General features: G+C 44.2%; 7 protein-coding genes. 3 read left to right on the top strand and 4 right to left on the bottom strand.

Annotated elements, in window-relative coordinates:
- On the top strand, positions 1-780 hold a 780-nt coding region (locus tag ACM0OZ_RS46975), incomplete at its 5' end, for a WD40 repeat domain-containing protein (RefSeq protein WP_414589839.1).
- 596 nt (positions 781-1,376) lie between these two features.
- Here ACM0OZ_RS46975 and ACM0OZ_RS46980 read toward each other — a convergent pair.
- Positions 1,377-1,502 (bottom strand): hypothetical protein, encoded by a 126-nt coding sequence (locus tag ACM0OZ_RS46980; RefSeq protein WP_414589840.1) that lies wholly within the window; start codon positions 1,500-1,502, stop codon positions 1,377-1,379.
- Between the two features lie 201 nt (positions 1,503-1,703).
- Here ACM0OZ_RS46980 and ACM0OZ_RS46985 point away from each other — a divergent pair, with 201 nt between their 5' ends.
- Together ACM0OZ_RS46985 and ACM0OZ_RS46990 are read left to right on the top strand one after the other, a co-directional pair.
- Positions 1,704-2,351, top strand: coding sequence for a histidine phosphatase family protein (locus tag ACM0OZ_RS46985; protein WP_414589841.1), 648 nt, complete (start codon positions 1,704-1,706; stop codon positions 2,349-2,351).
- Between the two features lie 11 nt (positions 2,352-2,362).
- A complete protein-coding gene (locus tag ACM0OZ_RS46990) occupies positions 2,363-3,388 on the top strand; it encodes a glucokinase (protein ID WP_414589842.1) in 1,026 nt (341 codons plus the stop codon).
- A gap of 601 nt (positions 3,389-3,989) precedes the next feature.
- Here ACM0OZ_RS46990 and ACM0OZ_RS46995 read toward each other — a convergent pair.
- The 3 genes from ACM0OZ_RS46995 to ACM0OZ_RS47005 form a co-directional block, all read right to left on the bottom strand.
- Complete coding sequence (locus ACM0OZ_RS46995) at positions 3,990-5,483, bottom strand: hypothetical protein (protein ID WP_414589843.1); 1,494 nt, start codon at positions 5,481-5,483, stop codon at positions 3,990-3,992.
- 290 nt (positions 5,484-5,773) lie between these two features.
- Positions 5,774-6,118 carry a hypothetical protein gene (locus ACM0OZ_RS47000; protein ID WP_414589844.1) on the bottom strand — a complete coding sequence of 115 codons (345 nt, stop codon included), beginning with the start codon at positions 6,116-6,118 and terminating at the stop codon, positions 5,774-5,776.
- Positions 6,119-6,216: 98 nt separating this feature from the next.
- On the bottom strand, positions 6,217-7,149 hold the full coding sequence (locus tag ACM0OZ_RS47005) for a CHAT domain-containing protein (protein WP_414589845.1): 933 nt from the start codon (positions 7,147-7,149) through the stop codon (positions 6,217-6,219).
- Positions 7,150-8,166 lie beyond the last annotated feature (1,017 nt).

Raw genomic sequence — 8,166 nt, forward strand, 5'->3', positions numbered from 1 at the left:
GACGGCAAGACGATTGCTTCCGCCAGTAGGGACAAGACGGTACGCTTGTGGGACGAGCAAGGGCAGTTGCTCAAAACCTTGAACAGTCATAACGATGCGGTCATTGGCGTGAGTTTCAGTCCCGACGGCAAGACGATTGCTTCCGCCAGTTATGACAAGACGGTACGCTTGTGGAACGAGCAAGGGCAATTGCTTAAAACTTTGAATGGTCATAGCGATGCCGTGTGGGGCGTGAGTTTCAGTCCCAACGGCAAGACGATTGCTTCCGCCAGTAGGGACAAGACGGTACGCTTGTGGAACGAGCAAGGGCAGTTGCTCAAAACCCTCAACGGTCATAGCGCCGAGGTTATTGGCATCAGTTTCAGCCCGGACGGCAAGACGATTGCTTCCGCCAGTAGGGACAAGACGGTACGCTTGTGGGACGAGCAAGGGCAATTGCTTAAAACCTTGAATGGTCATAGCGATGCCGTGTGGGGCGTGAGTTTCAGCCCGGACGGCAAGATGATTGCTTCTGCGAGTTTGGACAAGACGGTACGCTTGTGGAATTTGCAAGGGCAGTTGCTCAAAACCCTCAACGGTCATAGCGATGCCGTGTGGGGCGTGAGTTTTAGCCCGGACGGCAAGACACTTGCTTCCGCCAGTAGGGACAACACGGTGATTTTGTGGAATTTGAATCTCGACGATTTACTGGTGCGCGGCTGCAATTGGGTGCGTGATTATTTGCAGACGAACCCGAATGTGAGTCAGAGTGATAGAAGTTTGTGCGATGGGATTAAATGACTCGGCGTTGAGTGTTGGATTCTCGGCGTCGAGTGTTAGACACTCGTCAGCGAGTCTTGGAATCTCACCATTGAGTGTTGGAACGTCGGCGGCAAGTGTTAGATACTCGACGTTGAGTCTCGGAACCTCGTCGTTCAGTGTTAAAGCTTCGTTGTCGAGTATCAAAACCTCGGCGTTGAGTATTGAAAACTCATTGCCGAGTATCAGAACCTCATTGTTGAGTGTTAAGAACTCGTTGCCGAGTATCAGAACCTCATTGTTGATACGCGCGTTGCATTCATACGTGTTACCTCACCCCGCCCTGACGGGCACCCCTCTCCTTAGCAAGGAGAGGGGGAGGGGGTGAGGTTCTTGAACGCAACTTGGTATGATATGAGTCGCTTGTAGGAGCGATCGCGATTCGGGGCACAGGCATTGTCAATCGCGCGGAGTGCAGGGCTTTTACAGGCGATCGCTGTCACAAACTATTGATTTGTAAAATGACAAAAAATTATTAAAATTAACTATTTAATAAAGAAAATGATGTACCAGTCGTAAATGATTTGTGAACAAACAAGATCCCCGACTTCTTTAAGAAGTCGGGGATCTGAAGAAGGTCAATGACTTGGCGATCGCTGATCAATATTCCATTGAGCAAATTTCAGATCATCTAGAGCATTTCCAACAAATAAATTATCCAATATTGTGGGGTGGGCATCTTGCCCGCCCAGTTTATAGGACAATACGGTTTAGATAAAACCAAAACCGTTATCAACACATCAATGTAGAGACGCAACCTGGCGCGTCTCTACACCTATACCTATGGCACGTCTCTACACGTATAGTTACACAACTTGTCATATTATTTAATATACAGCCCGCGAAACGGGCTTAGTTTATGTAGCCCTAAACTTTAGCCTGCGGGAAATGTATCAAATCATCGCATGAGTCAAATAGTCTGGATTGCAAGACACGCCAACCGCCTCGATTTCGTAAACCCTGATTGGTTTCTCACAGCAGAACGACGCTACGATCCACCGCTGTCTGAAGATGGTATGGTGCAAGCGCAGCAGTTAGCCAACCGCCTTAAGGGAGAAAACATTGCCCACATTTTTGCTTCCCCCTTCCTACGAACTGTACAAACAGCGATCGCAGTTGCAGAAGTTCTCGATTTGCCAATCAAACTGGAAACAGGCTTAAGCGAATGGCTGAATCCAGCTTGGATGACAGAAGAACCACAGCGACTCTCAACTCCAGCATTAGCAGAATTATTCCCCAGAATTGACATCGGCTACACTTCGTGCATTGCTGCAAAATACCCGGAAACAAGAGAACAAATGCTGGAACGTTCCGGGCAAACTGCTAGATGCTTAACTACAGAATTCTCTCCAGAGGATATTCTTTTAGTGGGACACGGTGCATCTGTATTGGGGGCGACAATAGGCTTAGTAGGTGAAATTGCCAGAACCGAAGTGAAAGCTTCGTTGTGTTCTCTGGTGAAAGTTGTGCGTCAACACCCAGAGTGGTTGTTAGAACTCAAGGGAGATACCTCCCATTTAACCCAAGTTGAAGAAGTCATTCGGTTTAATTAAGAAGAACTCATATGACACTATTATTGGCAGGAGACATCGGCGGCACGAAAACCATTTTGCGTCTGGTTGAGGCGTCAGATAAGCATCTATCACGTACTATTTATGAGGAACGGTACCGTAGTGGGGATTTTCCTGATTTAGTGCCGATAGTCCAGCAATTTTTGCTCAAAGCTAATACACCAACACCACAAAAAGCCTGTTTTGCCATTGCAGGACCTATAGTAAAAAATACCGCTAAGCTGACTAATTTAGCTTGGTTTCTCGACATCGAACGTTTACAACAAGATTTGGGCATCGCCCAAGTTTCTTTGATCAACGATTTTGCCGCCGTTGGGTATGGCGTTTTGGGTTTAGACAAACAAGATTTCCTGACTTTACAACCTGGTAAACCCAACCTAGAAGCCCCGATTGCCATTATTGGTGCTGGTACTGGCTTGGGGCAAGGATTTTTAATCAAGCAAGGAAACAGCTATCATATCTTTCCTTCTGAAGGTGGACACGCTGATTTTGCTCCCCGTACTGAGTTAGAGTTTCAACTTTTAAAATACCTGCTGGATAAGCATGATATTCAACGGGTTTCTGTGGAACGTGTGGTTTCTGGTATGGGAGTTGTCGCAATTTACCAATTTCTACGTGACAGGAAAATAGGTACTGAATCACCAGAAATTGCCCAAGTTGTTAGAACCTGGGAACAAGAAGCGGGACGCCAAGAAAAAAGCGTCGATCCCGGTGCTGTGATTGGTAAAGCAGCATTAGAGAAAAGCGATCGCCTTTCAGAACAAACGATGCAATTATTTGTAGAAGCATACGCCGCAGAAGCAGGTAATCTGGCGCTGAAACTTCTACCTTACGGTGGTTTATACGTTGCTGGAGGAATTGCACCTAAAATACTACCCTTAATTCAACAAGATAGATTCCTACTTAATTTCACGCAAAAAGGTAGAATGCGTTCCCTCCTAGAAGACATCCCCGTGCATATTATCCTTAATCAACAAGTGGGATTAATAGGTGCTGCGATCGCTGCTGCTAGGTTATGACAGAAACAATTCAAAATAAAAAAAATGAGAATTTTGGATTTTGAACAGAAATTGTCGAGCGCAGTCCCCACCCATAATCTGATGCACGGTGGGGTAAGCCAGACGCAGTCCTCGTGGTAGTATAAAATAGGTACGGCAAAACGAGATTTCGTGGAGGCACGACCAATTTCAGCAATCATTCTCTTATCAGATTGATTTTTTCTCTGGGGTTTCCGTGGGCAAAAGTCCCACGACTCGCTGTGGACGCCAGTGTACCTGGGGACGTTAAGACAAGTTCTTAGCGTAAGAATCCCCAACTATAATCGTCAGATTTAGTTGGTGGTGCGTTCAAAAAAAAGATATAGCAATCCTCCGCACATTTGTGTGATGCCTGCGAGAAGCGCATAAATCGCGCCAGATTCTTCAGATTCCCGACTTCTTAAAGAAGTCGGGATATCTTGTTGTGTTTCTTACTTTTCACGGGATGTGGAGAACCTCGCTTCCATTCCTCTCTCCTACAAGGAGAGAGGCTTTGATTTTCCCCCTTCCCTACTAGGGAAGGGGGCTAGGGGGTTAGGTTTTTTGTGGATTTTTCCAGATAACGTGAAAAGTCAGGTTGTGTTTATGGTTGACGCTGGCGATTTTTGTAACGCTGCCAAATTTTATCTCCTCCCCAAATCAACATTCCTACAACAACTCCAAAAAGGAGACTGTAACCAAGCGATAAGGTGAAGCGATGAGGAATAGGAGTGGAAAAGGGAGGTAACAGAGGTTCTTCTTTTGTGATTAAGGCGTAACTCGATGCCAAAATCCCGCCAGAACCAATCGCACTACCTACCGCAAGAATAGTGATTTGCAAGTTGCGATTGCCTCCGGCACTGCCCCTTGGGCAATCGCCTATTTCTTTCTTTTCCTCTGCAAGGCGATCGCTTTTCGCCCTGTCTATCGCCACACGTCCTCGGATTGAGGCGATCGCTTTATCTAGCAAGCTAGAACCATGATGAAAATATCCCAACTCTGCTCTAATTTGTTCCTGAAAATAAGAGCAGTTTTCTAAGCTAAATATTTCTAATAAGATAATATCTTCATTTTTCATCATACCACGAATTTGTTGCAATCTATCAGCATAGTTTCCAGCATTGATGGCGATTGTATTTTGGTATGCTTCCAGATATCGCAGCAGATTAGCATAATCTAATCCCATTTTGGGAAGTGTCTTTAATTTCTGGCTTAATTGCTCTAATTGTTCTTCTGTTAATAACTTATCGTCCCCAAATTGTTCTAAAGTCTTAATTTCTTTTTCTATTTTGCTATATTCTTTATTTGTATCCTGATAGACTTCCCGGCTTGTTTGAAAAGCTTTCACAACTTTAGCACGAAAGAAAAATAAATCTAAGAATTGTTCCTGATAAAAATTAAACTTTTCTTCGGCTTCTGGATGGCTGAAGAACCAAACTAAAATATGACGGTAATTGGTTAATTGGTTAAAAAGCCCGTATTCAAAAATAGGGCTACCAAATAAGGTAGCGTAACGAGCAAATGGGGGTATGGTATAGTCTTGAGGAAAGAAAGCTTTGAGACATTCATCAGCAAGTTCCTTCAAAGCTTTCTGATTTTGAGGGTCTTGTTCTGATGACAACCAAGCGGTAATGATTAGGGTTTCACCAAGAAACTTTTTGCTTCCATTTAACAGGAAACAATTATTTGGGTTCAACCGACTTAAAAGCTGAATATCGACATCCTCAGTTCTTTGACTATTTTCTGTTTGTGGACGATATAGATTGAGCCACAACCCGTAACTATCGTAAAGTCTTAAAGGATAAGCAAACCCGTCAATAATAATTGACCGACCATTTAAAGTCACCTCACCTTCAATAGGCTTAACTTCTGTTTGTTTCTCCGCTTTGATTAAAGAAACAGTAGGATTATTTGGCTCTTTTTCTAAATCCAGCCATTGCATCAAGTTTAAATTTTTATGCAGTATTTGGCTGATGATTTCATCGCAGGTTTGCCAGAGCCAATGTTTCTCTTTTTCTTCTCCATCATCACCATCAGCGCTTTTTTGCAGAACAAAGGCAAATAAATGGACATTGGGAGCATAAACTTTAGGACTCATTAGGAATTTTTACAAAAGTATGATTAATTAATATTTAGAACCACAGATGGACACAGATTAACACAGATAATTTATCCATGTGTATCTGTGTTAATCTTACTTTTCACTCTTATGTGGAAAACCTCTCTCCAAACCTCTCCCCTGCAAGGGGAGAGGCTTTGAATCTCCCCCCTTCCAATAAAAAAACTTTTTCCGCTTCCCTCTCCTAAAAGGAGAGGGTTAGGGAGAGGTGAAAAGTCAGGTGTTAATCTGTGGTTTCATTTTTATAAATTTGGCTTTTGCAATCTTCTTTATTTTTTATGAGGTTCTGGCTGTGGATTTTTCTGCCGCTCATCAATAATTTTCTCGTAATTTGGGAACTGATTGATTAAAGTTCCTTCTTGGTTTGCTGGATTACGTTTTTTGATAGTAATTTCTCTAGTAGCAAATCGGGCAGCATTTGCAACGTCTGGATGTTCTCTACACCAAGCGGTAATTGCATCAGCAGCAGCGGAAAGTGGTTGATTTTCTAATTCTGCCAAGGTTTGCTTAATTGTCAACAAATCTTCGCGGCTTTTTTCATCAAAGACAAATCCTTGCTCCTTTACGACTTGCAAAAAAGCCTCAATGATGATGCTAGCTTCATTAGCTTCCATAGGTTATACCTCCACTAGGATTTGAGATTTTGTTCTTCGTAGTGAGGAATGCGCGTCCTCTTTTACAAAAGCAAGGACTAAAGTCCTTAGTACGAACTTTATTGCCCAATAGCACAGAAACCAGCCCAAGCCTCAGGTTCGCCAAAGGGTTTATACTCAGGAACATACCACCTTTGTAAATCCTGCTGAATTGTTTGCTTATGTTCTTCATCTATATTCGGGTGACTTTGAGTCCATTCTATGAGTTTGGCTTGGGTAGAGTTGCGTAACCAGCACTGCGCCTCACAAAGTGCTTGGGCAATTGGCAAAGAGTGCTGATTGTCGTAAAATCGAATCATTAATAAGGTAGTCGCCAAATCATCCACCGACCACAAACTGCTGACTATACTAGAACTGCCTGCCTTGAGAAAGCCACTCGGTAAACCGATATACTCATCGCTGGTGCTGAAAGGATCGGAAAGTCCAGTTTCACAAGCCGAGAGAGTGACGAGGCGACATTCTGGTAAATTGAGATTAAAGATGTCAGGTAAGGTGAGGCATTTTTCTAAGTCAATGACATCACCATTTGCTAACTTTCGATAGCGTTTGCTGGAGTCAGCATCGGCAGGTATGGGAGAAATGCAATCTGCTAAAGCAATAGCTGAATCGACAGGGGAGTCAATATCAAAATAGCCGTGACAAGAAAAGTGAAGAACTTGAGCTTGACATAAACTCTCAAAAGCTGGTGCTTGGAATAAAGCTTGTTTGGTAGCGTCGCCTTTTTCTATAACAGTCGTTGGCTGGAAGTTACGCTCAATCGTTTGTACTTCAATATTGGTATAAAGCAGGTTCTCGTTGGGATCTTGAATGGCGAATAGAGAACGTGATTCCTCCGCGCCAGTGCGCGTCCCCCTCCTCGCTTGCGGGGAGGGGTTAGGGGTGGGGTTCCGAGATTTGGCAAATTTTAACAACTGACAACTCGGCGCATATCTCACCCCACCAGGAAATTTATCCAAAAGACAATTCCCCTCTTCGCCAATGTTACTTTTCACTGGATCGGTGGAACCTCTCTCCAAACCTCTCTCCTGCAAGGAGAGAAGCTTTGAATTCTCCCCCTTCCCTTTTAGGGAAGGGGGCTGGGGGGTTAGGTTTCGCGCCCCAATAGGCAAAGCATGCAGCGGTAATAAATGCAGGTAGCGATGGGGTACGAGAATTAAGGCTTGGCAGGAAGATGGTATGAGGTCGAGAATATCGTTGATGTGCAGAATCTCAGCTAATTCTCTCAGTTTGGCAGCCAGTTGATATCGCCAGCGTAGTTTATCGGTAGCGTAAGTTTCCAGATACTCATCTGACCATTTCTTCAAATCTTTGACATCTTGCGGGGACGATTGCCAAATTCTCGGGTGTTGGTTGTCGCGAGTGATGATAAAAGCGCGGAAGCAATTATCAAAGATATACCATTGCACAATTGCAGTGCAGTCATCCACAAGCCCTTGAATTTCAGCAAAGCGGATGTGTTCTAAGGGGATGACTTGCCCGATCAACTCTTCTCGCTGTTGACGTAATTGGTTGAGGTATGTTGTATCTGGGTTTTCTGCGGCTTCGAGACGACGCTTTTCTTCAGCAATTTTTTGGTTGATTTCTTGCAGTTGATTCCCCCTCACCCCGCTTACAAAAGGGGGAACTTTGCCCTGGTTTTCAAGGGGGATTTGTCGGCTTTGACTTGCTAGCAGTTCCACCAAGTTACGCGTTTTGCTGCGCTCGATGTATTCCACTGCCTGGTCGTAGTATTCTAATTCCAGACAGACTTCCACCATGCGGCGATAAAGCTCATTCCATTCCTCTGCAAGCTTTCGTTTGACTTCATCGCCAGAGACAATTTCACCCCGCAGAAATTCTACAGTGTCGATGGCAGATTTCAAGATGTTGTAAGCATCGGCATACTGCTTAGCATCTATGTAAGTTAAACCCAAATTAAACGCAGTTTCAGCATGGTTTTGGGGCAAAGCATCGCGCGTGCGGACTTGCAACGCCTGTGTGTAGCATGAGATCGCAATTTCTAAATTCTC

The organism is Scytonema sp. PCC 10023 (assembly GCF_963920835.1).
GTDB lineage: Bacteria > Cyanobacteriota > Cyanobacteriia > Cyanobacteriales > Nostocaceae > Kalymmatonema.